Source organism: Cellulosimicrobium sp. NPDC030954 (genome assembly GCF_055571305.1).
Genome location: NZ_JBVIFN010000008.1, coordinates 58,797 through 81,265, shown reverse-complemented (window position 1 = coordinate 81,265; position 22,469 = coordinate 58,797). Strand labels below are relative to the sequence as shown.

Annotated in this window: 15 protein-coding genes; 4 read left to right on the top strand and 11 right to left on the bottom strand. The window is 75.2% G+C overall.

Translation table 11 applies throughout. The features are described 5' to 3' along the window. Positions 1 to 41: 41 nt before the first annotated feature. Together ACZ402_RS15635 and uca are read left to right on the top strand one after the other, a co-directional pair. Positions 42 to 740 (top strand): GntR family transcriptional regulator, encoded by a 699-nt coding sequence (locus tag ACZ402_RS15635; RefSeq protein WP_375825218.1) that lies wholly within the window; start codon positions 42 to 44, stop codon positions 738 to 740. Positions 741 to 1,097: 357 nt separating this feature from the next. Next, positions 1,098 to 4,805 (top strand): urea carboxylase, encoded by a 3,708-nt coding sequence (uca, locus tag ACZ402_RS15630; protein ID WP_375825219.1) that lies wholly within the window; start codon positions 1,098 to 1,100, stop codon positions 4,803 to 4,805. A gap of 27 nt (positions 4,806 to 4,832) precedes the next feature. Here the strand turns inward: uca and ACZ402_RS15625 are convergent, their stop codons facing one another. The 4 genes from ACZ402_RS15625 to ACZ402_RS15610 form a co-directional block, all read right to left on the bottom strand. Then, on the bottom strand, positions 4,833 to 5,126 hold the full coding sequence (locus ACZ402_RS15625) for a WXG100 family type VII secretion target (RefSeq protein ID WP_237840153.1): 294 nt from the start codon (positions 5,124 to 5,126) through the stop codon (positions 4,833 to 4,835). A gap of 124 nt (positions 5,127 to 5,250) precedes the next feature. Beyond that, positions 5,251 to 5,982, bottom strand: coding sequence for an HD domain-containing protein (locus ACZ402_RS15620; RefSeq protein WP_375825220.1), 732 nt, complete (start codon positions 5,980 to 5,982; stop codon positions 5,251 to 5,253). Positions 5,983 to 6,218: 236 nt separating this feature from the next. Continuing rightward, on the bottom strand, positions 6,219 to 7,913 hold the full coding sequence (locus ACZ402_RS15615; protein WP_375825221.1) for a sensor histidine kinase: 1,695 nt from the start codon (positions 7,911 to 7,913) through the stop codon (positions 6,219 to 6,221). Further along, the gene (locus tag ACZ402_RS15610) at positions 7,910 to 8,647 is read right to left on the bottom strand and encodes a response regulator transcription factor (RefSeq protein WP_253052672.1); all 738 of its coding nucleotides are present in this window, start codon (positions 8,645 to 8,647) and stop codon (positions 7,910 to 7,912) included. Before ACZ402_RS15610 ends, ACZ402_RS15615 begins: the two co-directional genes overlap by 4 nt. A gap of 115 nt (positions 8,648 to 8,762) precedes the next feature. Here ACZ402_RS15610 and ACZ402_RS15605 point away from each other — a divergent pair, with 115 nt between their 5' ends. Next, positions 8,763 to 9,992 carry a winged helix DNA-binding domain-containing protein gene (locus tag ACZ402_RS15605; protein WP_375825222.1) on the top strand — a complete coding sequence of 410 codons (1,230 nt, stop codon included), beginning with the start codon at positions 8,763 to 8,765 and terminating at the stop codon, positions 9,990 to 9,992. A 20-nt stretch (positions 9,993 to 10,012) separates the two neighbouring features. Here ACZ402_RS15605 and ACZ402_RS15600 read toward each other — a convergent pair whose 3' ends face one another. After that, positions 10,013 to 10,612 (bottom strand): NYN domain-containing protein, encoded by a 600-nt coding sequence (locus tag ACZ402_RS15600; protein WP_087469806.1) that lies wholly within the window; start codon positions 10,610 to 10,612, stop codon positions 10,013 to 10,015. Positions 10,613 to 10,704: 92 nt separating this feature from the next. Between ACZ402_RS15600 and ACZ402_RS15595 the strand changes: the two genes are divergently transcribed. Continuing rightward, positions 10,705 to 11,463 (top strand): type 1 glutamine amidotransferase, encoded by a 759-nt coding sequence (locus tag ACZ402_RS15595; protein WP_375825223.1) that lies wholly within the window; start codon positions 10,705 to 10,707, stop codon positions 11,461 to 11,463. 109 nt (positions 11,464 to 11,572) lie between these two features. On the opposite strand, the gene ACZ402_RS15590 is transcribed toward ACZ402_RS15595, so the two are convergent. The 6 genes from ACZ402_RS15590 to ACZ402_RS15565 form a co-directional block, all read right to left on the bottom strand. Beyond that, a complete protein-coding gene (locus tag ACZ402_RS15590; protein WP_375825224.1) occupies positions 11,573 to 12,376 on the bottom strand; it encodes a PspA/IM30 family protein in 804 nt (267 codons plus the stop codon). Between the two features lie 69 nt (positions 12,377 to 12,445). Then, positions 12,446 to 14,497 (bottom strand): TPM domain-containing protein, encoded by a 2,052-nt coding sequence (locus ACZ402_RS15585; RefSeq protein ID WP_375825225.1) that lies wholly within the window; start codon positions 14,495 to 14,497, stop codon positions 12,446 to 12,448. Between the two features lie 141 nt (positions 14,498 to 14,638). Beyond that, on the bottom strand, positions 14,639 to 16,837 hold the full coding sequence (locus tag ACZ402_RS15580) for an adenylyl cyclase (RefSeq protein ID WP_375825226.1): 2,199 nt from the start codon (positions 16,835 to 16,837) through the stop codon (positions 14,639 to 14,641). A 261-nt stretch (positions 16,838 to 17,098) separates the two neighbouring features. Further along, complete coding sequence (locus tag ACZ402_RS15575) at positions 17,099 to 18,796, bottom strand: DNA repair helicase XPB (RefSeq protein WP_375825227.1); 1,698 nt, start codon at positions 18,794 to 18,796, stop codon at positions 17,099 to 17,101. 67 nt (positions 18,797 to 18,863) lie between these two features. Continuing rightward, positions 18,864 to 21,326 (bottom strand): helicase-associated domain-containing protein, encoded by a 2,463-nt coding sequence (locus ACZ402_RS15570; protein WP_375825228.1) that lies wholly within the window; start codon positions 21,324 to 21,326, stop codon positions 18,864 to 18,866. A gap of 116 nt (positions 21,327 to 21,442) precedes the next feature. Next, positions 21,443 to 22,396, bottom strand: a complete 954-nt coding sequence (locus tag ACZ402_RS15565) for a hypothetical protein (RefSeq protein WP_375825229.1) — start codon at positions 22,394 to 22,396, stop codon at positions 21,443 to 21,445. Between the last annotated feature and the right edge of the window lie 73 nt (positions 22,397 to 22,469).

Genomic DNA, 22,469 nt, shown 5'->3' with positions numbered 1-22,469 from the left:
CATGACCACGACGCACGGGCCGGACGACCAGGAGACCCCGCATGGACATCGTGACCGCGCCGGAACCCGCCGCGACCTCGTTGCGCGACGCCGTCTACACGCGGTTGCGCGCCGAGATCCTCAACGGCCGGGTCGACCCGCGCGAGCGGCTCACCGAGCCCAAGCTGAGCCGGCGGTTCGAGGTGTCGCGCACGCCTGTGCGCGAGGCGCTGTCCCGGCTCCTGTCCGACGGGCTCATCCAGCGCACCGACTTCGGGTACGCCGTCGTCGTGCCCAGCCTCGCCGAGCTGCGCGACCTGTACGAGCTGCGCGTGACCCTCGAGCTGCGCGGCGTCGAGCGCATCATCGAGAACACCGAGCTGCACTACGACACCGATGCCCTGCGCGACGAGCTCGGCCGGTGGGTCGAGCTCCGCGCCGCGCCGCCGGAACCCGACCCGAGCTTCGTGCTCCTCGACGAGCGCTTCCACACCGTGCTGTCCCGCGCCGCGGGCAACGACCGCCTCACCGAGGCGCTCGTCGAGGTCAACGAGAAGGTGCGCGCCGTCCGCATGTACGACTTCGTCGAGTCCGAGCGCATCCGCATCACCATCGACGAGCACATCGAGATCCTCGAGCTCGCGCTCGCCGACCGCCTCCCCGAGGCGCGCACCGCGCTCCACCTGCACGTCGGCGAGTCGCTCGCCGTCGTCATGGAACGCGCGGCGCGAGCCCTCTCCCGCATGGCCCTCGCCGTCTGACGCTCGGCGTCCCACGGGCCGAGGTAGAGCTCTGGTCGGCCGAGGTAGAACCCCGGTCGGTCGGGGTAGAACCGTGGTCGCGCGAGGTAGAACCGTGGTTCTTGTGCTCGACGGCGTGTGGTCGCCTGGGGTGGTCGGGGTGGGTGGTGGAGCCGCGTCTACCATCCGCCCCTCGTTCCTCGCGGCTCCCGCCAGGCCCGCCACGACGCGGAACCACCACCCACCCCGACCGGCTTCGGCTCGCCCAGGCCTCGCCCACCTCGGGCGACTGCCCGCGGCGCCGGCGGTGGGCTCTAGGCTGGGCCCGTTCTGTCCGACGGCGAGGCGTGGCCTCGCGCCCCTACCCCGGGGAGGGCGATGGCTGCCACGCTGCTCGTCGCGAACCGCGGCGAGATCGCCTGCCGCGTGCTGCGCAGCGCGCGGCAGCTTGGGCTGCGCACCGTCGCCGTGCACTCCGACGCAGACCGTGGGGCGCGGCACGTCCGCCTCGCGGACGAGGCGGTGCGGATCGGTCCGGCACCCGTCGCCGAGTCCTACGACGACGGGCGACGGCTCCTCGATGCGGCGCTCGCGTCGGGTGCGGACCTGCTGCACCCGGGCTACGGCTTCCGCGCGGAAGACGCGGAGTTCGCCGCGGCGGTCGAGGCGGCCGGCGTCGCGTTCGCAGGCCCGACCCCGGAGCAGCTCCGTCTCCTCGGCGACAAGGCCCGCGCCCGCGCGCTCGCGCAGGAGTGCGGCCTGCGGGTGCTGCCGGGGTCGCCGGTGCTCGGCGGCCTCGAGGACGCGCTCGGGTGGGCGGACGAGATCGGTTTCCCGCTCGTGCTCAAGGACGCCGGTGGCGGTGGCGGGACCGGCGTGCACGTGTGCCGCGACGCGGCGGGGCTCGCCGGGGCGTGGCGGCGGGAGTCGTCGCGCCCCGGGTCGTCCGGGCGGTTGTTCGTCGAGCGTCACGTCGACCGGGCTCGCCACCTCGAGGTGCAGCTCTTCGGTGACGGGGCGGGCCGAGTCGTCTCGCTCGGCGACCGCGACTGCTCGCTCCAGCGCCGCCACCAGAAGGTCGTCGAGGTCGCGCCCGCGCCCGGCCTCGATACCGGCGTGCGCGCGACCCTGCACGACGGCGCCCGTCGGCTCGCGGCGCGGGTCGGGCTGCGCTCGGCCGCGACGCTGGAGGCGCTGCTCGACGTCGGCTCGGGCGAGGTCACGTTCCTCGAGGTGAACCCGCGGATCCAGGTCGAGCACACCGTGACCGAGGAGGTCACCGGCGTCGACCTGGTGGCCTGGATGCTGCGCCTCGCCCTCGGCGACACGACCGTGCTCGACGACGTGCTGCCGTCGGGCCCTGCGGCCCGGGGGGTGGCGGCGCAGGCGCGCGTCTATGCCGAGGACGTGCGCCACGGGCGACCCGCCGCGGGCACGCTCGCGCGGCTCGACCTTCCGCGTTCGGGCGCGGGGACGGACGTCCGCGTCGAGACCGGCGCGAGCGCGGGCGACGAGCTCGGTCCCGACGCCGACCCGCTGCTCGCGAAGGTCGTCGTGCACGCGGCGTCGCACACGCTCGCGGTCGCAGGGCTGCGCACCGCGCTCGGGGACGTGCGGGTGGACGGCGTCCCCACGAACGTCTCGCTGCTGCGCGCCGCGCTCGCCGACCCCGCCGTCGCCGAGGGATCGGCGACCACCACCACGCTCGCGATCGTGCACGACCCGGAACCCTGGGTCGACGTGCTCGACCCTGGCGTGCTGACCACGGTGCAGGACTGGCCGGGCCGCACCGGGTACTGGGGCGTGGGCATCCCGCCCTCGGGCCCGATGGACGACCTGTCGTTCCGCACCGGCAACCGCGCGCTGGGCAACCCCGAGGGTGCGGCGGGGCTCGAGTGCACCCTCACCGGCCCGACCCTGCGGTTCTCGCACGAGGCGACGGTGTGCGTCACGGGGGCGCCGGCGCCCGTGACGGTCGACGGTGAGCCCGTGCGGCAGTGGGAGCCCGTCGTCGTCCCCGCGGGCGGCGTGCTCGCCGTCGGCGCGCCGCACGCCGTCGGGCTGCGGACGTACGTGCTCGTCGCGGGCGGCCTGGACGTCCCGGAGCATCTCGGGTCGGCGGCGACCTTCGTCCTCGGCGCCGTCGGCGGCCCGGCCGGGCGCGCGCTCGTCGCGGGCGACGCGCTGCACCCTCGGACCACTGGTCCCGGGACAGCCGGTCGGCCGGGCGAGACGGCGTCTCCCGGGCTCGGTGCGGCGGGCGCGGTGCCGCCCGGCGCCCGGCCCCGGATGGGGCACTCGTGGGAGCTCGCCGTGACGACGGGACCGCAGTCTGCGGCGCTCACCGCCGCCGCGCTCGGTCGGCTGCGGGCGTCCTGGTGGCGGGTCCTGCCGCACGCGGACCGGACGGGCGTGCGGCTCGCCGGGCCGCCGCTCACGTGGGTGCGGCCCGACGGCGGCGACGCGGGGCTGCACCCGTCCAACGTGCTCGACAACCCGTACTCGGTGGGTGCGCTGAACATCAGCGGGGACACGCCGATCCTGCTCGGCCCGGACGGACCGAGCCTCGGCGGCTTCGTGTGCGCGCTCACCGTCGTGGCCGGCTCCCGGTGGAAGCTCGGACAGATGCGGCCGGGCGACGTCGTGCGGTTCGTGACCGTCCACGGCGACGGCGCCGACCGGCTGCGTCGCGACGACGCGGCCCGGGCGGCGGCGCGCGTCCCGACGGCGGTGCGCGCCGTCCGGGGCCGGGACGTCGGGGCCTTCGTCGGCGACGACGTCCGACCTCCGGGCGGGCCGACGCCGCGCGCCGACCGGCGACCCGCGGTCCGCTACCTGCGCGGCGCGGACGACGCGCTCCTCGTCGAGTACGACGGCGGGGAGGGGCTCGACCTGCACGACCGTCTGCGCGTGCACGCCCTGGCGACCGGTCTCGAGGCTGCGGCCCCGCAGGGCCTGCTCGACGTGACACCGGGCGTCCGCACGCTCCACCTCCACGTCGATCCCGAGACGCTGCCCGTGACACGGCTCGTCGGGCTGCTGCGCGAGCTGGAGGAGGACCTGCCGCCGAGCGACGAGATCGAGGTGCCGAGCCGCGTGCTCCGGCTGCCGCTGAGCTGGGACGACCCCGCGATCCGGGACGCCGTCGAGCGGTACGCGGCCGCGGTCCGGTCCGACGCGCCGTGGCTGCCGTCCAACGTCGACTTCGTCCGTCGGGCCAACGGGCTCGCGAGCGTCGAGGACGTGCGACGCACCGTCCTCGGCGCCGAGTACCTCGTGCTCGGGCTCGGGGACGTGTACCTGGGCGCGCCGCTCGCCGTGCCGGTCGACCCGCGACATCGCCTGCTCACCACGAAGTACACCCCGGCGCGCACCTGGACCCCGTCCGACGCCGTCGGCCTCGGAGGGGCGTTCCTGTGCGTGTACGGCATGGCGAGCCCCGGGGGCTACCAGCTCGTGGGCAGGACCGTCCCCGTCTGGTCGGCCCACGCGCAGCGCCCGCCGTTCCGCCCGGGCGTCCCGTGGCTGTTCCGGCACTTCGACCGGATCGTGTGGGAGCCGGTCGACCCGGACGAGCTCGCCGAGCGCCGCGCGGCGGCCCGCGCGGGGGTCCTGGAGGTGCCGATCGAGGACGGCGTCTTCTCCGGCCGGGAGCACGCCGCGCTCCTCGCGCGCGAGGCCGACGACATCGCCGCGGTCGGGGCGGCGCGCCGCGCGGCGTTCGGACGCGAGGCCGCGGCCTGGGCGGAGGCAGGCGAGCTCGTCGGGTCCGCCGCGCGCGCGACCGCGCGCGGCGGTCTCGACCCGGCGTCCGCCGGCGCACGCGACACCGAGCTCGCCTCCGCCGACCTGGACGACCCGGCGCGCGTCGTGCTGCGCGCGCCGCTCGGCGGGGTGGTGTGGCGCGTGGAGGCGCTGCCGGGGCGCCGCGTCGCCGAGGGCACGCCCGTGGTCGTGCTGGAGGCGATGAAGCTCGAGCTGCCGGTCCTGGCACCCTCCGACGGCATCGTCGTCGACGTCCGCGTGCGCCCGGGCGACCACGTACGCGCCGGCGACCGGCTCGCCGTCGTGCACCTCGACGCATGACGCGCCGAGCGCCGTCGCGCCCGGGTGCTACCGCGTGGTGAACAGCCGCGCGGCCTGGGACTCGGCGTCGGCGTAGGTCTGGGCGGCCGCGCCGAGCGCCGCCGTGATGTCGTCGAGCGCGAGCTCGACCTGGTTCTGCGTGGTCTGCCACTGCGTCATCACGCCCGTGAAGGACGTCGCCGCGCCGCCGCGCCACGATGCCTGAAGGTCGGTGAGGTGGCGCATCATGGCCCCGACCTCCGCCCGGATCGCCGTGACCGACCCGTTCACCGCCGCGCTCGCCTGGGCGACCCGTGCGCTGTCGACCTCGTACCGGCTCATGTCGTCCTCCGTCGTCTCGTCGGCCCGCGGGCCGTCCCGCACGCGGCGGGTGCCGGTGCGACGACGACGCTAGCCACGGGACCCCGGGCGCCGCGGGCGCGGCGACGTCCCTGTGGACGACGGGTCAGGACGCGGGACCTGTGGACGGTGTCGACGCTTCTGCCAGCTTGAGCTGCTCCTTGCGCAGCCGCTGCAGCTCCGCGTCGAGGTTCTGCCGTGCGGGCTCCTCCCACGCTGCGCCGAGCGGGCTCGAGAAGAGGGAACGGCGGTCGAGCAGCTTCGTGAGGATCGCGATCCGGGCCCGCACGTAGTCGACCTTCGGGATGTGCGCGTACTCGTCGCGCACATCCTTGAGGTACTCCTTGTAGCGCTGCGGCTCCGCGGCGAGCATCGCGAGGTCGGCGTCGCACAGCACCGCGCAGTCGAAGTCCGTCGCGTCCGGGGAGTGCCGCACGAGCGCGTTGACGAGGTACGCGACGCGGCGGGCGGCCGGCTCCGGGACCCCGAGCGTCGTGAGCTCGTCGTGGGCCAGCGCGGCGCTCGCGGACTCGTCCTCGCCGCCCTTGTTCGCGTACGTCGCGCGGCCCTTCGCGTCGAAGATCGCGCCGTGGTACCACGCGGCGAGGCGCACGAGGTCGGGGTCGTGCGTCTCCTCGGAGAGCTCGTCGACCCGCCCCAGCACGTCCGCCAGGTGGCGCAGGTTGTGGAAGTGGCGGTCCGGCTGGTCCCAGCGGTCGAGCAGCCCCTGCCCGACGGCGCGGACCTCGTCGTCCGGGGCGGTCGCCCCGGCGCCGCGGGCGCTGCGGACGAACGAGGAGAGGAACCACTGCGGTGCGTCGGCGCTGTTGACGCCCATGAACTTTCGCCTTCTTCGTCGGACACGAGGAGATGACGGAGGTCGTCGTCACCAGGTGCGGTACCTGGCGCGGAGGCCCCCGCGTCGCCGCGCGGCCTCACCTCCAGCCTAGGTCGCGCGGGACGACCCGCCATCGTAGCCGCACTCGGCGACGGGTGGGACGGACGCCGTCGGGCCGCCCGGGAGCACCGGGCGCGGCACGCACGGACGCGCAGGTGGGACGGGGTGCGCGCGGATCAGGAGGGCAGCGGGAGGTCGACGCGGACGGTCAGCCCGCCGCCCGTCGTCTCGCGCACCGACACACGACCCCCGTGCGCGCCCACGATCGCGGCGACGATGGCCAGGCCCAGTCCCGAGCCGCCCGACGCGCGGTTGCGCGAGGAGTCCGCGCGGTAGAACCGCTCGAACACCCGCCCGCGCTGCTCGTTGGGGACGCCCGGGCCGTGGTCGCGTACCTCGAGCACGGCGACGGTGTCACGGGAGCCGTCCTGCGCGTCGTCGGAGGGCGTCGCGGAGCGGGCGGCGCCCAGCGCGATCTCGACCGGCGTCCCCGCGGGCGTGTGGCGCGCGACGTTCCCGACGAGGTTCGCCAGCACCTGCCGCAGCCGGTCCTCGTCGCCGACGACGCGCAGCGCCCCCGGCGCCTTCGCCCCGGCCGGCAGGCCCACGAGACGGACGTCCCGGGTCGGGTCGAGCGCGTGCAGGTCCTGCGCGGAGTCGCGCGCGAGCGACACGAGGTCGACCGGCTCGTGCCGCAGCGGCCGCCCCTCGTCGAGGCGCGCGAGCGCGAGCAGGTCGTTCACGAGCGTGCCCATGCGCGTCGCCGAGTCCTCGATGCGCCCCATCGTGTCGTCGACCTTGTCGGGCGTGTCGAGCGCGCCCATCCGGTAGAGCTCGCCGTAGCCGCGGATCGTCGCGAGCGGCGTGCGCAGCTCGTGGCTCGCGTCGGACACGAACCGCCGCATCCGCTCCTCCGACGCCTCCTGGACCGCGAACGCCTCCTCGATCTGCGAGAGCATCGCGTTGAGCGACGCGGCCAGCGAACCCACCTCGGTCGTCGGCGGGGCGGGACGCACGCGCCGCGACAGGTCGCCCGCCGCGATGTCCGCCGCCGTCTCCTCGATCTCGCGCAGCGGGCGCAGCGAGCGGTGCACCGCCAGGAAGGCGATCGCGCCGCCGACGAGCGCGATGCCCAGGGCGGACAGGGCGAGCGTGCGCCCCAGGATCTTCACCGTCTCGTGGATGCCTGTCAGCGGCAGCGCCACGAACGCGCTCTCCACCGCGCCTTCCTCGGTGGGCCGTGTGAGGGCGATGACCCGCCACTGCGTCGGCTGGACGGCCACCCCGAGAGTCGACGTCGTGGCATCCACGGTGAACGGTTCGCCGTCGAGGGCTCGCAGCTCCGGCTCGGACAGCGCGGGGATGTCGGGGACCCCGTACCGGAGCAGGGTGACGTCGGTCTTGCGCTCGACCTCGGAGCCGTCCGCGAACCGATACAGCACGTAGTAGTCGGAGGGCATGGTCGAGGCTGTCCCGGGCAGGCTCTGGAACGGCTCGTTCGCGAGGTCCTTCGCCGTCCGGTTGAGCTGGTCGTCGACCTGCTCGACCAGATAGCTCGACACGACCGTCGTCGTCACCACCGACGCCAGCCCGAGCCCGGCGGCCAGCAGGAGCACCGTGATCGCGACGAGCCGGGCGCGCAGCGGCACGCGCGCGAACCAGCCCCACCCCTCGGTGGGGACGGGTCGGCCGTAGGGGCGCTCCGCCGTCGGGCCGCCGTCGCCCGGCGAGGAGGGAGCCTCCGCCGCGGAGGTGTCGCCCGTGCCGGACGGCGCGGGGCCGGCTGGGGCCGTGCGCGACCCGGGGGGCGGGGGAGGGGGCGGTGGGACCGGTCGGGACCCCGTCGTCGTGCGGTCGGGGCCGGACGTCATGAGGTCGTCGGCGGCTGGCGCAGCAGGTAGCCCACGCCGCGCTTGGTGTGGATGAGCGGCGGGAGGGCGACGGGCTCGCCGTCCGGACCGGGGACCGTGAGGTTGTCGATCTTGCGGCGCAGGTAGGAGATGTAGGACTCGACGATGTTCGCGTCCCCGCCCCAGTCGTACTGCCACACGTGGTCGAGGATCTGCGCCTTCGAGAGCACGCGGCCCGCGTTGAGCATGAGGTAGCGCAGGAGCTTGAACTCCGTGGGGGACAGGTCGACGTCGATGCCCGCGCGGCGGACCTCGTGCGAGTCCTCGTCCATCTCCAGGTCGGCGAACCGCAGCACCGCGTCCTCGACGGGCTCGGCGTGCGTGCGGCGCAGCACCGCGCGGATGCGCGCCACGACCTCCTCCAGGCTGAAGGGCTTCGTCACGTAGTCGTCGCCGCCGACGGTGAGGCCGGTGATCTTGTCCCGCGTGTCGTCCTTCGCGGTGAGGAAGACGACGGGCGTGTGCTGCCCCTTCTCGCGCAGGCGCCGCGTGACGGTGAACCCGTCCATGTCCGGGAGCATGACGTCGAGCACGACGAGGTCGGGGTCGACGTCGCGCACGAGCCGCAGGGCGCTCTGCCCGTCCGCGGCGGCGTGCACCTCGAACCCGGCGAAGCGCAGGGACGTGGCCAGCAGCTCGCGGATGTTCGGCTCGTCGTCGACGACGACGAGGCGTGCCTCAGGCGTGGTGCTCATGTCCTCCAGTGTCCTCCCGCGGTCTGGGAGTCGCCTGGGAAGGGGCTCCACCCGTGGCGCGTTCCGGAGACGCCGTCCTCGGTGCGCGTGGGCGGCGTCGGGCAGGATGGCGGACGTGCGGATCACGGTGGACCAGAGGCGACGGCGGCTCGTCGCGCAGCAGCTCGCGCTCGCGACGGACCTGCCCGGACGGCCGGCGGCCCGCACCCCCGAGGACGTCGTCGACCGGCTGCTCGCGCTGCACGCCACCGACGCACCGAGCGTCTACCTCTCCGTCCTCGGGCGCGTCCCCGGCCTCGTGCTCGACGACGTCCGGGACGCCGTGTTCCGACGGCGCACCCTGGTCAAGGTGCTCGCCATGCGGCGCACGATGTTCGTCGTGCGGCGCGAGACGGTGCCCGTCGTGCACGCGGCCGCGGCGCTCGCGGTGGCCCGACGGCTGCGCGCCCGCCTGCTCAAGGAGCTCGCGACGCTGCCCACGGACCCGCCCGTCGACGACGCGGCGACCTTCCTCGCTGCCGTCGAGGCACAGGTGCACGGCGCGCTCGCGGAGCACGGTCCGATGGACGGTGCGAGCCTGTCGAAGGCCGCGCCGCTCCTGCGCACCGCGTTCCTGCCCACCACCGCCAAGACCTGGGACGTGCGCCGCACCATGACGTCCCAGCTCACAGCGCTGCTCTCGGCGGAGGGCGCGGTCGTGCGGGGCGAGCCGCGCGGGTCGTGGTCGTCCAACCGGCACGTCTGGTCGCCGGTCGAGGACTGGTTCCCGGGCGGCATCCCCGCGATGGACGAGGCGGTCGCGCGCACGGCGCTGGCCAGGTCCTGGCTCGAGGTGTTCGGCCCCGCGACGGTCAAGGACCTGTCGTGGTGGACCGGCTGGAACCTACGAGACACGCGCGCCGCGCTCGCGGAGCTCGACGTCGTCGCCGTCGAGGTCGAGACGGGCACGCCCGACGACCCGGCCCCGCAGGACGGCGTGATGCTGCGCGGGACCGACCTGCCCGGGCCCGAGGACGTCCCGCTGGAGGGGAGCGTCGCGCTCCTGCCGGCGCTCGACCCGACGACGATGGGCTGGGCCGCGCGCGACTGGTACCTCGGCCCGCACAAGGCCGCGGTCTTCGACACGATCGGCAACGCCGGCGCGACAGTCTGGTGGGAGGGCCGGATCGTCGGGGCGTGGGTCGTGCGCCCCGGCGGGGAGCCCGCGTTCCGGCTGCTCGAGGACGTGGGGTCGGACGCCGAGCGCGCCGTCGCCGCGGAGGCGGAGCGGATCGCGGCGCTCCTCGGCGGTGACGGCGTGACGGCGTCGTTCCCCACGCCCCTGTACCGCGAGCTCCACGCCTGACGGTGGAGACCCGGCTGAGTTCAGAGGTAGCGCAGCGGGTCGAACTCGTCGAGGGGGATGATGCGCACGCGCGGCAGCACGGTCGTGAACGCGCCGGCGTGGTCCTCGAGGTCGAACACCTGCAGCCCGCGGCCCGTGAGCTCGGTGAGCCGCACGTTCACGAACTCGCGGAAGGCGAGGACGCCGACGCGGCGGTCGGGGTCGTCGAGCAGCGTCTCGACCTGCGGCAGGAAGTCGCCGTCGTGGCTCGCGAGGAGCACGTCGCCCGGCTGGTCGACGATCGCGTCCAGCATGCGCTGGATACCGATGTCCACGACCTTCTCGCTGCTCGAGCCGGCGAGCGGGATCGGCCGGTAGCCCATCGCGAGCAGCGCCTGCACGAACGACATCGGCATCTGGCCCGACGACGCGTTGAGGAAGAACAGCGGCGTGACGTCCTGGCCCCAGGCCTGACGCGCGAACTCCACGATGCGGTCCCACCGCGGCCGCTCCTCCGGCGCGGGCCGGTGCCCGAGGACGTTCATGCCGAGCGTCGCGTCGATGTTCTCGCCGTCGACGACGAGGTAGGTGCGGCGCGGCGTCGTCAGCGTTCGGCCGTCGGGGGTCTGGAGGTCGGACATGCTGGTCAGCCTATCCGCGCGACGGTCGCCTGCCATGTCCACGACGTGGGTGTTTGCGTCGGGGTACCCCTGAGTGGGTACCGTCGGACCTCGTGACCACGTACGACACCGACGCCACGGCCGCAACCGGAACCGTCCGGATCACGGTCGTCCAGAACTCCCCGGACGTCACGCTCGACGGCTTCGCCGACCTGCTCGCCGCCGACCTGCGGGTCGTGCGCGCGTACGACGGCGACGCGATCCCGTCGGCCGACGGGCTCGACGACGGGCTCGTCGTCATCGGCGGGCGCATGTCCGCGCGGGACGACGAGCTCGCGCCCTGGCTCCCCGCGCTGCGCGAGACGCTGCTCGGCGCCGCGACGACCGGCGTCCCGACGCTCGCCGTCTGCCTCGGTGCGCAGCTCCTCGCCGTCGCCGGCGGCGGGCAGGCGCAGGTGAGCCCGCCCCCGGGGCCCGAGATCGGCGCGACCCGCGTCTTCTGGCGGGCCGACGCCGAGACCGACCCCGTGCTCTCGGCGCTCGCCGCGGGCGATGCGCCGGTGCGGCACGTGACGAGCATGCACGCCGACGCGATCGTCGACCTCCCGCGCGGCGCCGTCTGGCTCGGGTCGTCCAACATGTACCCCTACCAGGCGTTCCGCCTCGGTTCCGCGCTCGGCGTGCAGTTCCACCCGGAGACGACGCGCGCGGGCTTCGAGGCGTGGTGCGACGCGTACGACGACGTCGACACCGCGGCAGCCCTGGCCGGGTTCGACGAGCACGCGGCCGAGATCCTCGACGGCGGCCGTCGCCTCGCCGAGGCCTTCGTCGCCGAGGTCCGCACGACGGTCGGGCAGAGCGTCCCGGCCTGAGCGCTGTCGCCGCCCGCTCCGCGAAGTAGAGCCGTGGTCGCGCGACCAGGGCTCTACCTCGCGCGGCCCAGGGTTCTCGACCTCGGTCCCGGTTCTCCCGCGCGGGGCGTCACCAGTCGGTGGTGGGGGCGTCCTGGGTGGTGGTGCCGGACTCGATCGCGGGCGTGACCTGGGTGGGTGACACCTGCGGTGCGGGCGACGAGCCCTGCTTGAGGGCGGCGAGGCGCGCCTCGATCTCGACGGCCTCGCCGGACGTCTCGAGCTCGGCGAACTGGGAGTCGATGCTCGACGCGGCGACCTCGGCCTGGCCGATCGCCTGCGCCTCCTCGCGCCGCACGATCTCCTCGTAGCGGGAGATCTCGCTCGTGGGGTCCAGCACGTTGATCGAGCTGATGGCGCCCTGGACGGTCTGCTGGGCCTGCGCGCTCTTCTGGCGCGCGACGAGGGAGTCGCGCTTGGACTTCAGCTCGCCGAGCTTGTCCTTCATCATCGCGAGGCCGGACTTGAGCTTCTCCACCGACTCGCGCTGGGACGCGATGAGGGGCTCGGCCTGGCGGACCTCGCCCTCGGCGGAGATCTGCTTGCCGAGCGCGACCTTGGCGAGGTTGTCGAACTTGTCGGCGTTGGCCGTGTCGCCCTGCTGCCGGTAGCGGTCGGCCTGCGCGGAGGCGGCGACGGCCTTCTGGCCCCACTCCTGGACGGCGGCGACGTCCTCGTTGTAGTCCTGCTCGGCGAGGCGCAGGTTGCCGATGGTCTGCGCGACGGCCTGCTCGGCGTCGGCGATGTTGTTCGTGTAGTCGCGCACGAGCTGGTCCAGCATCTTCTGCGGGTCCTCCGCGTTGTCCAGGAGCGCGTTGATGTTCGCGCGGGCGAGCTGCGCGATCCGTCCGAAGATGCTCTGCTTCTCCGCCATGGTCGTCCCTCTCTGGTGAGCCGTCTCGTGCTGGTCGGTGCTGCGTGCTGGTCTCGTTCGTCCGTCCTGTCAGAAGCGCCCGCCGCGGCCCGAGCGCCCGCCCGACGACCGTCCGCCGGAGCGCCCGCCCGACCGTCCGCCGCCGAACCCGCCGCCCCCGGACCCGCCTCCGAAGCTCCCGCCCCCGAACCCGCCGGACCGGCCGCCCCCGCCGCCCCGCAGGATCGAGTCGAGCAGGATGCCGCCGAGCACCATGCCCCCGACGTTGCTCCCGCCCCCGCCCCCGCCGCCGAACATCCCGCCGCCCTGCGACGACTGCCAGCTCGACGCGTCCTGCTGGGCGCGCTGGGCGGCGGACTGCGCCTGGGCGTCGGCCTGCTGCGCGCGGTCGAGCGCGGCGACGGGGTCGGTCGGCTGGAGGGCGCGGGCCTCGCCGAGCAGCCGGATCGCCTCCGAGAGCCGGGTGCGTGCCTCGGGCCCGACGGCGCCGCGCCGGGTCTCGATGAAGTCGTTCGTCGCGCGGACCTGCGAGTCGACGCGCGCCAGCGTGTCGCGCAGGAGCGCGTTCGCGCGCGCTGCCTGCTCGGCGCGCTCGCGGAAGGGGGCGAGCGCGGCGTCGAGCGCGGCCTCGGCCTCGGTGAGGCGCCGTAGCGCCGCGAGGGGGTCGCCCCCGTCGCGCGCGGCTCCGGCCGCGGCCGCGGCGGCCTGCGCCTCCGCGAGAGCCGGGGCGACGGCGGGGTCCGCGGGGGCGAGGCGACCGGCGTCGGCGACGTCGGACGTGATCGAGGCGAGGCCCCGGTCGAGGCGCGGGCCTGACTCGGCGAGGTCCGCGCCGGCCCGGTCGACGGCGTCGAGCAGCGTGACCGCCTGCCCGACGGCGTTCTGCGCCGCGCGGGCGAGGGCGACGGCCGCGGCCCGGTCCTTCCTGGCGAGCGCCTCGCGGCCCCGGGCGACGGACTCGCGCGCGTTCGCGACGAGCGCCTGCGCCTGGTCCGGGTTCTGCGTGACGGAGGCGAGCGACGTCGGCGGGTACGTGCGGCCGAGCCCGTCGAGCGTCGCGCGCGCGGGCTCGACGCGGGCGAGCACCTCGCTCGCGCGCTGGTCGGTCTCGTCGAGCACCTGCGGGGCGCGCGCCTGGAGGTCGCGCAGCTCGTCGAAGGTGCGGGACTGGGCGTCGAGGGACTCCGCGACCTCGTCGCACAGCGCGACGATGCGGGCCATCGCGTCCCGGGCCTGCGGCTCGGTCTCGGGGCGGTCGTCGTCGAGCTGCTGGCGGAGCGCGAACGCCTCGGAGACCTTCCGCTTGCCCTCGGCGAGCGCCGCGGAGAACTGCTGCGTCGCCTCGAGGCCGAACTGGGCCTGCGCGAAGCCGAGCTCCTGCTCCGACGTCTTCACGGCGTCGTCGATCGCGACGAGCGCGGCGCTCGCACGCCGGTTGAGCTCGTCGGTGGGCAGGGCCGCGAGGCCACCCTCCGCAGGTCCCCCGCCCGGGGCGGCGCGGCGGCGTCTGGCGACCGCTCGCACGACCAGCACGACCACGAGGACGAGCACGCCGAGGCCGAGCAGGACCCAGAACCAGGACACGCCCCCGGAGCCCTGGCTCGCGCCGCGCGCGACCTCGGCGGCGGCGATCGCGGCACCCGGCCAGTCGTCGTCCCGCAGCTCGTCCTCCACCGCGGCGGAGATCCGGTCCAGCTCGGCGTCGGTGAGCGACACGTTGTTGTCGTAGGAGAGCCCGTAGCGGCGGTCCTCGGTCGCGACGGCGAGGAGCAGGTCGTCCACCCCGAGCCCGGACGTGTTGGCCGTGGCGTTCGCCCAGTCGACGCCGTCCATGCCGTCGAAGCTCGCGACGTACACGACGAAGAGCTGGAGGTCGGTGTCCTGCGCGAGGCGGTCGAGCGCGTCCTGGACCGCGTCGGTCTGGTCGCCGAGCACGCCGTCGGGGTCGGTGATCTCGTCGGCGACGTCGATCGGGGGCACGGCGTGCGCGGTCGCGGCGGGGAGGAGCAGGGCGAGGCCGGTCACGAGGGCGAGGAGCGCCGTCGCGGCGAGGGCGAGCGACGCGCGCGCACCACGGTCCGCGGCGGCGCGGGGGAGCGAGGGACGGTGGGCCGTGCTCACGCGCCGATCCTTTCCCAGCCCCTGGGGTCCCGCAATCGGGGCCGGGGCGCCGTGGGACGCTGCGCCGTCGGCCGGCACGACGGCGAGGCCCGCCTCCCCCTCGGGGAGACGGGCCTCGTGACGCTCGACCGGTGCGGTCGGTCACCCGCAGGTCAGCGCCGCGTAGGGCGCGCTGACCTCGCTCGTGACCCCTCCGGCGACCGCGCTGACGACGGCGTCGCCCGCCGCCACCGAGGCGGCGCGCACCGCGAACGACTGGTAGGCGTTCGCGCCCGGGGCGACGCTCGCGACGGTGCGCGACCCGAACGGCGTCGAGAGCGTCACCGCGAGCGGCTCCTCGCCCCCGTTGGTCGCCCGGACGGCGACGTACGCCCTGCCCGCGAGACAGCGGGTCGAGGCCTCGACCGTGACGTCCGCCTCCGCGGGGAGGTCCGTCGGGTAGGCGACGACCTGCGGGGACGCGAACGAGCCGACGGCAGGCGCGCCCGTGTCGTTGACGACGTGGTCGATGCCGCCCGAGCCGTTGAGGAAGACGCTCGTCATCGACCGGAACGTCACGCCCGCGCGGACCGGCATCTGGACGCCGCTCGCGACGCGCACGTCGACGCCCTGGTTGAAGAACGAGTACACGCCCAGCCCGACGGCGTCGTGCCGCCGGACGTGGTCGCCCACCCGGTACGACGCGTAGCCCTTGCGGTCGCCGTCCATGAACGCGGCCTGGCTCGGCACGTCGTAGGGGATCTCGCTCTGGTAGAAGACCGTGCGGCCGCGCTCGCCGTTCCAGATCGTCTGGTTCTTCTGGTAGTGCTCGACGAACAGGCCCGTGGCCGTCACGTCGTCGCCGTTCACGACGACGCCGTGGTCGCCCGTGTTCTGGTCCCAGCCGATGCCGCTGCCGTGGTCCCCGCGCCAGGCCCAGATGTGGTCCATGAGCACGTGGTCGCTGTTGACCTCGATGCTCGTCGTGGCCTTGCCGACCCACGGTCCGCCGACGCGGACGAACACGTCGGTGAGCGTCGTCGGGTCGGCGGCGTCCGCCACGTGCGCGTCCGCCGGACCGACGCGCACGAGGACGTCCGACTCGACCGGGCCGGCGTCGACCGTGATGCCCGCGACCTTCACGCCCGCGACGTCGCCGATCTCCAGCGCCGCGGTGCCCGACGTCGGCGCGAGGGACGCGTAGCCGACGCCGAGCACGACCGTGTCGGGGTTCTCGACGCGGATCGCCTCGTCGAGGTGGTAGACGCCGGGGGTGAGCAGGAGGTTCTTGCCGGTCGACAGGGCCGCGTTGATCTCTGCCGCCGAGTCGCCCTCGTGGGCGACGAAGAACGTGTCGAGGGAGAGCTTCTGGCCCGCGTCCGCGTCGGTCGACCAGTCGACGCCGCGCGTCTCGGTCCGCGCGTTCGGCACGAACACGGCGAGGTCCTCGCCGTCGCGGAAGAGGAACGGCGCCTCCCGGCTCAGCGGGGTGGTGTCGAGCGTCGTCTTGTTGCCGGCGGTGCCGTCGGGCTGGGGGCCGAAGTCCGTGGCGGGGGCGCCCTCGACGCCGGAGAAGACCATGTTCCACACGCCGCCGTCCCAGGTGCCGACCTCGGAGTTGCGCGTGTACCACTGCTGCTGCGAGCCGGTCACGAGGCGGCCGGAGACGCGCGAGTTGGCCAGGTAGCCACCGCTCGCGTACTCGCCGAAGCGGCCGAACACCGTGAGGTCGCCCTGGATGTCGACCCGGCGCAGCGGCGCGGCCTGCGACACCGCGAACCGGAGTTGGTGCGGGTCCGTGACCCCGGCCGGGAACGGGCGGTCCACGTCCTCGTCGACCGGGCGCTGGATCGGGTTGATCGCGACGTTGCTCAGCGAGCGCCAGAAGCGCGTGAGCGAACCGGGATCCTGGCAGTCCCACGGGTTGCTCGGGCAGCTCACGACCGGCTGCACGCTCAGCGCGCCGTTGACGAGCACGTCGTCCGGCTGCGCGCCGAGACCGGCGATCGCGGTGTAGTAGCCGACCTCGGCGTTGACGATCCCGGTCGCCGTCGCCGGGTCGTCCGCGCCGGACGCGTCGCCGTAGACGCCGGGCTCGAAGAACACGGCGTGCCGGTCCTGGCTGAACTCCGCCTCGTCGTTGATCGACGCGAGGTAGGAGTTGATCTGGTCCACCGACCACGAGTCGTCGATGAAGACGACGTTCGGTCCGAGGTCGGGGTCGGTGGCCGGGGCGGCCGTCGCGGGCGCGCCGAGCGCCACGCCCGTCGCGGCCACGGCGAGCGCCGCCACGCCCGCGCCTGCGGCACGGGCCCGACGGGCGGTCCTGCCCGCGCCGGGGATGGTCGTCGAGAGGGTCACGGTGGGTGTTCTCCTTCGAACGGGGAGCCGACGCCAGCGCGCCGGCACCAGCGCGTCGTCGCGCTGATGCCGGGAGCCTAGGGCACGACTGACTGTCTTGTCAGTAACTTGCTGGGAGCGCTCTCACATCGTGGGACGTGCTCGACGAAGCGTGTTCCCACCCGTCACTGCACGACGCCCAGGTCCTCGTGCTCTCGGTCGGACTGGGCGGCGTTCCGTGCCGGGCGGGTGCCGCGCTCCTGCGTCGCGGGCCCCCACCCGTCACTGCACGACGCCCAGGTCCTCCGCGTCGACGATGCGGTAGGCGTACCCCTGCTCCGCCAGGAACCGCTGGCGGTGGGCCGCGAAGTCCTGGTCGACCGTGTCACGCGCGACGACGGCGTAGAAGTGCGCGGTGCGTCCGTCGGACTTGGGGCGCATGACGCGGCCGAGGCGCTGGGCCTCCTCCTGGCGCGACCCGAACGACCCCGACACCTGGATCGCGACCGACGCCTCGGGCAGGTCGATGGAGAAGTTCGCGACCTTCGACACGACCAGCCGCGAGATCTCGCCCGAGCGGAACGCGTCGAACAGGCGCTGGCGCTCGCGGACCGTCGTCGCACCCGTGATGAGCGGCGCGTCGAGGTGCTGCGACAGCTCCTCGAGCTGGTCGAGGTACTGGCCGATCACGAGCACCTGGTCGTCCGGGTGCTGCGCGACGATCTGCTCCACGACCCGGTTCTTCCCCGTGGCGGTCGCGGCCAGCCGGTACTTGTCCTCGGGCTCGGCGACGGCGTACGTCATGCGGTCGGACTCCGGCAGTGTGAGGCGCACCTCGACGCAGTCGGCGGGCGCGATGTACCCCTGCGCCTCGATGTCCTTCCACGGGGCGTCGTACCGCTTGGGCCCGATGAGCGAGAACACCTCGTCCTCCCGGCCGTCCTCGCGCACGAGCGTCGCGGTGAGCCCGAGGCGGCGGCGCGCCTGCAGGTCCGCCGTCATGCGGAAGATCGGCGCGGGCAGCAGGTGCACCTCGTCGTACACGACGAGTCCCCAGTCGCGGGCGTCGAGCAGCTCGAGGTGCGTGTACACGCCCTTCCGCTTGGTCGTCAGCACCTGGTAGGTCGCGATCGTGACGGGCTTGATCTCCTTGCGCGCGCCGGAGTACTCGCCGATCTCGTCCTCGGTGAGCGTCGTGCGCCGCACGAGCTCGTCGCGCCACTGGCGCGCGCTCACCGTGTTCGTCACGAGGATGAGCGTCGTCGTCCCGGACTTCGCTATCGCGCCCGCGCCGACGATCGTCTTCCCAGCGCCGCACGGCAGCACGACGACGCCGCTCCCGCCGTGCCAGAACCCGTCCACGGCCTGGGCCTGGTACGGGCGCATCTCCCACGGCTTCGGCGCCTCGCCCTCGGCGCGCGGCGGCGTCGTCGGGCTGAGCGCGATGGCGTGCTTCTCGCCGTCGACGTACCCCGCGAGGTCCTCTGCGGGCCAGCCGAGCTTCACCAGGACCTGCTTGAGGTGGCCGCGCTCGGACGGGTGGACCTTGACACAGGCGACGGTCCCCTCGCCGACAGGCTCCACGGACTCGCCCACCAGCCCGGCGGTGCGCTTGGACTTGAGCACCTCGGCGAGGACGGCGCGGTCCGTCGCCTCGAGCACGAGCCCGTGCGTCGGGTGCTGCGCGAGCGTGAGCCGTCCGTACCGCGACATGGTCTCCGCGACGTCGACGAGCAGCGCGTGCGGCACGGGGTAGCGCGAGTACTCGATGAGCGTGTTGACGACCTGCTCGGCGTCGTGGCCCGCGGCGCGCGCGTTCCACAGCCCGAGCGGCGTCAGCCGGTAGGTGTGGACGTGCTCGGGGGCGCGCTCGAGCTCGGCGAACGGCGCGATGGCCCGCCGCGCGTCGTCGGCACGGGGGTGGTCGACCTCGAGCAGCAGCGACTTGTCGCTCTGGACGATGAGAGGTCCGTCGGTCATGTGTCTCCTTGCCGAGGTAGGGCCGTGGTCTCGCGAGGTAGAGCCGTGGTGCCGCGCTACCAGGGCTCTACCTCGGCGGGGTGTCGGGGGTGACGGAGGCGATGCGGTGGACCGCGACCGTGAGCTCGGCGTCGCGCGCCGGGTCCTGCGCGCGCAGCCGTCCTGCGTCGAGGGTGAGGGGTCGGACGCGGCGGCGGTCCTGCCCTCCGGTCGGTCCCACCACCTCGAGCCAGACCATCGCCCCGTCCGCGATCGCCTCGCGCAGCAGGCCCAACGCGGCCACCGGGTCGGATGTTCCCTCCCCGAGGTCGTACCCGCCGGACCCGCTGTGCCCGTTCGTGCCCGACGGCGCCCGGTCGGCCCCGTGCGAGCCGTCGCCGTCCCCGGCGGCCCGGCCCGTGCGGCCGTCGGCCTGCGCGGCGGCGCGGGAGTCGGCGGCGCGCAGCCGCGCCACGAGGTCCGCGAACCGTGCCTCCCGCCGATCGGAGCCGGGCTCGTCGACGCGCGCCCCGGACCCCGGGACGACCCCCGTCCGCGCCCGACCACGCCGACCCGCGGCGGCGAGCCGTCCGCGCCGGGAGGGTGCGACGTCGTCGGGCCCGCCCCGCCGTGCCGCCCGGTCCGCGACGAGCACGCGCCCGTCCGGGCCCTCGACGACCGCCGGGACGCCGCGCGCCCGCAGCGCCTCCTGCAGCTCTCCGGCGGGTGCCGAGGACGCGAGCACGGTCGGCGCGAGGAGCACGAGGCCCAGCCCGCGCAGGGCCGGGTCCTCCGCGATCCCCGCGAGCAGCACCGGGTCCTCCGCGCGCACGTACGACGACGCCGTCCCCACGCGCACCCGGCCGTGACGGCGGGCCGTGTCCCGCACCAGGTACTCCAGCGGCTGGGGCACGGGCGTGCGCGAGTGCGCCGCGAGCTCGCCCAGGAGGTCGTCGGCCGTCGCGCCGCGGTCGAGCGCGCGCAGGACGGAGTCCGGGGTGAACCGCACCGTCGTCGCGGCGCCCCGCGACTCGACGTCCGCCGCGACCTCCACGAGGCGCTCGAGCGTGCGCGTCGGCCGGCCCGGCACGATGCCCGTGAGGTCGCCCTGGAGCAGCAGGTCGTCGACCTCGGCCGGGAGGACGGCCTCGAAGGCGGCGCCGAGGTCGGTCGGACCGGCGTCGGACGACGACGCGACGTCGTCGGACCCCACCAGGGCCCGGCCCGGGGGAGCGAGCGCGCCGGCCCCCGTCACCCCGAGCAGCGCGGCCTCCCGCAGCAGCCCCGCGACCGCCTGCTCCGGCGGCACCGCGCGCGGCGTGCGCCACCGCAGCACCGCGACGACGTCGGCGGCGGCGAGCGGGCGCCCGGGGGCGAGGTCGAGCACGTCGAGGACCGACCGGCGGAGCCGCGGCACCCACGGGCGCCACAGCTCCGGGTCGAGCGCGGCACGCAGGGCGCCCTTCTCGTCGCGGCTCCCCACGAGCCAGGGGGTGCGGCGCGAGCGCCACCAGCCGCGGGCGAGGGTCGCCCAGCGGTCGCCCAGGTCGTCGTCGAGCCAGTCCTCCGCGGCGAGGGTCGGGGCGAACGTGGGCGGGTCGTCGCCGTCGTCGGCCACGAGCCCGGCTGCTGCGGCCAGCTCGACGACCGCGGCCGCCGTCGGGTCGTCCACCTCCAGGGCGAGCGCGGCGCGGCGCAGGTCGCGCACCCCGAGCCCGCCGGCACGCAGCACGCCCGGCGGGTGCTCGGTCCAGTGCGTCACGAGGCGCGCGACGAGGCGCACGGCCTCCAGCCCGGCGCTCGCGGACTCCGCGTCGACCGTGGCAGCCGGGAGCTCCCGTACCTCCGGGACGGGCGGCGCGGTCCGCACGTCGCGGTGGGTGCGGCCGCCGCGCAGGGCGAGCCCGACCTCGCGCGGCAGCACGACGTGGCGCTCGTCGGTCGCGCGCAGGTAGCCGTGCCCCACGAGCCAGTCCGTCGCACGCCGGGCCGACGGGTCCGACCGGGGAGCGACGCCGACCGGCGGGCCCCAGGCCAGCGCGTCGAGGATCGCCCGGGCGCCCGGCGGCGCGTCGTCGGGCAGGTCGGACGGCGGCCCCGCGGCCGGTGCGCCCGCTGCGGTCGCGACCGGGCCCAGGCCGGCGGGGTGCGGCCCCAGGACCTCGGCGAGGCCCGGCGCCGGGCGGTACCCGGCCGACCGCGCACCCGGCGTCCACACGAGCGCGAGCTCGTCGAGCAGCGCCAGCGCCGCGGTGACGGGAGCCTTGCCGACGCCCGTCGCGCGGGCGACCGCCGCCGCCGTCGCGGACGAGCCCACCGAGTCGAGGACCAGCACCGCCTCCAGGACGTGCAGCGTGAGCTCGTCCAGCCCCGCGAGCGCCCGTTCCAGGCTCGTCCGGTTCATCGCGCGCGCGGCGAGCGAGAGGAGGGTCGAGGGCGACGGCGTCGCGAGGTCGGGCCGCCGTCCGAGCAGCGCGACCAGGGCGGCGTCGTCGCGCTGGCGCAGCGACTCGCTGTACGTCGGAGCCCGCTCGGGCCGGGAGGTGGCCATCCGTTCGATGTTACGCGCCGGGCCCGGTACCACGAGATCGGCGACCGCGGTCGAGATCGGCAGTCACGACCGCCGATCTCGACGGAAGGTGCCGACGTCGCACCGGACCGCCGATCTCACGGCGGCGGGAGGTACGGGTCAGGACGAAGGCCGCGGACGACGTCGGGCGGGACGTGCCGGAGGACCCGCGCCACGACGTGGGACGGCCGGTCCCGGGAGGTGACGCGCAGCACGCGGTGCCCCGTGCGCTCGATCGCCTCCTGTCGGAGCTTCTCCCGGACGAGAACGCGCCCGGGGTCCTCGCGGGGAGCCAACCCGGACGGACCGGTGCGGTACTTCACGAGCCCGTCGAACTCGAGCAGGAGCCGCCAGCGCGTCCAGCCCAGGTCGACCCGCACCGGGCCGGCCTCGGTCCGGAGCGGCACCTGGGTCTCCGGGCGCGGCAGCCCGGTCCGCAGGAGGACGTACCGCAGCCAGGTCTCGCGGGCCGACTCCGCGCCCGGGTCCGCGAGCTCGAGCACGTGCCGGGACCGGCGGGAACCGCGACCTCGTGGTCGACGGTCGAGGACGGCCGCGACGTCGGACCGGCGGACGCCGCGCGCGAGGGCCGCGTCCGCCACGACGAGACCGTCGAGCGCAGGCATCGTGCGCAGGCAGTCGGCGACGGTGCGCGCGAGCGACGTCGTGGTGACACCGAGGACCGTCGCCCGGTCCTCGACGCCGATGTCGCCGACGTGTCGTGTCACGTCGAGCGCGGCGGAGCCCGACCGGCGGTACGGCTGGACCACGTGGGTCGTCGTGGGGAGCTCCCACAGAGGCAGGCCGTGCAGGAGCGCGGCGGACGCGTGGCTCACGACGGGGTCGGCGCCGAGGCCCAGGGCGACGGCACGCGCTCGGGCGACCGCGAGGGTGCGCGCCGCCACGACGGGTGGGACGTCGGGCGGGGGCGTGTCGCGGTAGGTGCCGCGCCGCACCCGTTCCCACTCGCCGGCGGCGAGACGGCGTCGGACCTCCTCGGGGAGGTGCTCGCGCGCGAGGTGCAGCGGTGTCTCAGGCTCTCGACTCGGCATGAGGTGGGATCGTGCCGTTCCCGTCACGGTCGCGACAGGGTGCGCACCGGATCTGTGGACAACGGTCGAGCCG

Bases quoted from the DNA above. Each gene is read 5' to 3' on its own strand.
- ACZ402_RS15635 (WP_375825218.1), top strand. From the start codon at position 42: ATGGACATCGTGACCGCGCCGGAACCCGCCGCGACCTCGTTGCGCGAC.
- uca (WP_375825219.1), top strand. From the start codon at position 1,098: ATGGCTGCCACGCTGCTCGTCGCGAACCGCGGCGAGATCGCCTGCCGC.
- ACZ402_RS15625 (WP_237840153.1), bottom strand. From the start codon at position 5,126: ATGAGCCGGTACGAGGTCGACAGCGCACGGGTCGCCCAGGCGAGCGCG.
- ACZ402_RS15620 (WP_375825220.1), bottom strand. From the start codon at position 5,982: ATGGGCGTCAACAGCGCCGACGCACCGCAGTGGTTCCTCTCCTCGTTC.
- ACZ402_RS15615 (WP_375825221.1), bottom strand. From the start codon at position 7,913: ATGACGTCCGGCCCCGACCGCACGACGACGGGGTCCCGACCGGTCCCA.
- ACZ402_RS15610 (WP_253052672.1), bottom strand. From the start codon at position 8,647: ATGAGCACCACGCCTGAGGCACGCCTCGTCGTCGTCGACGACGAGCCG.
- ACZ402_RS15600 (WP_087469806.1), bottom strand. From the start codon at position 10,612: ATGTCCGACCTCCAGACCCCCGACGGCCGAACGCTGACGACGCCGCGC.
- ACZ402_RS15590 (WP_375825224.1), bottom strand. From the start codon at position 12,376: ATGGCGGAGAAGCAGAGCATCTTCGGACGGATCGCGCAGCTCGCCCGC.
- ACZ402_RS15575 (WP_375825227.1), bottom strand. From the start codon at position 18,796: ATGACCGACGGACCTCTCATCGTCCAGAGCGACAAGTCGCTGCTGCTC.
- ACZ402_RS15570 (WP_375825228.1), bottom strand. From the start codon at position 21,326: ATGGCCACCTCCCGGCCCGAGCGGGCTCCGACGTACAGCGAGTCGCTG.
- ACZ402_RS15565 (WP_375825229.1), bottom strand. From the start codon at position 22,396: ATGCCGAGTCGAGAGCCTGAGACACCGCTGCACCTCGCGCGCGAGCAC.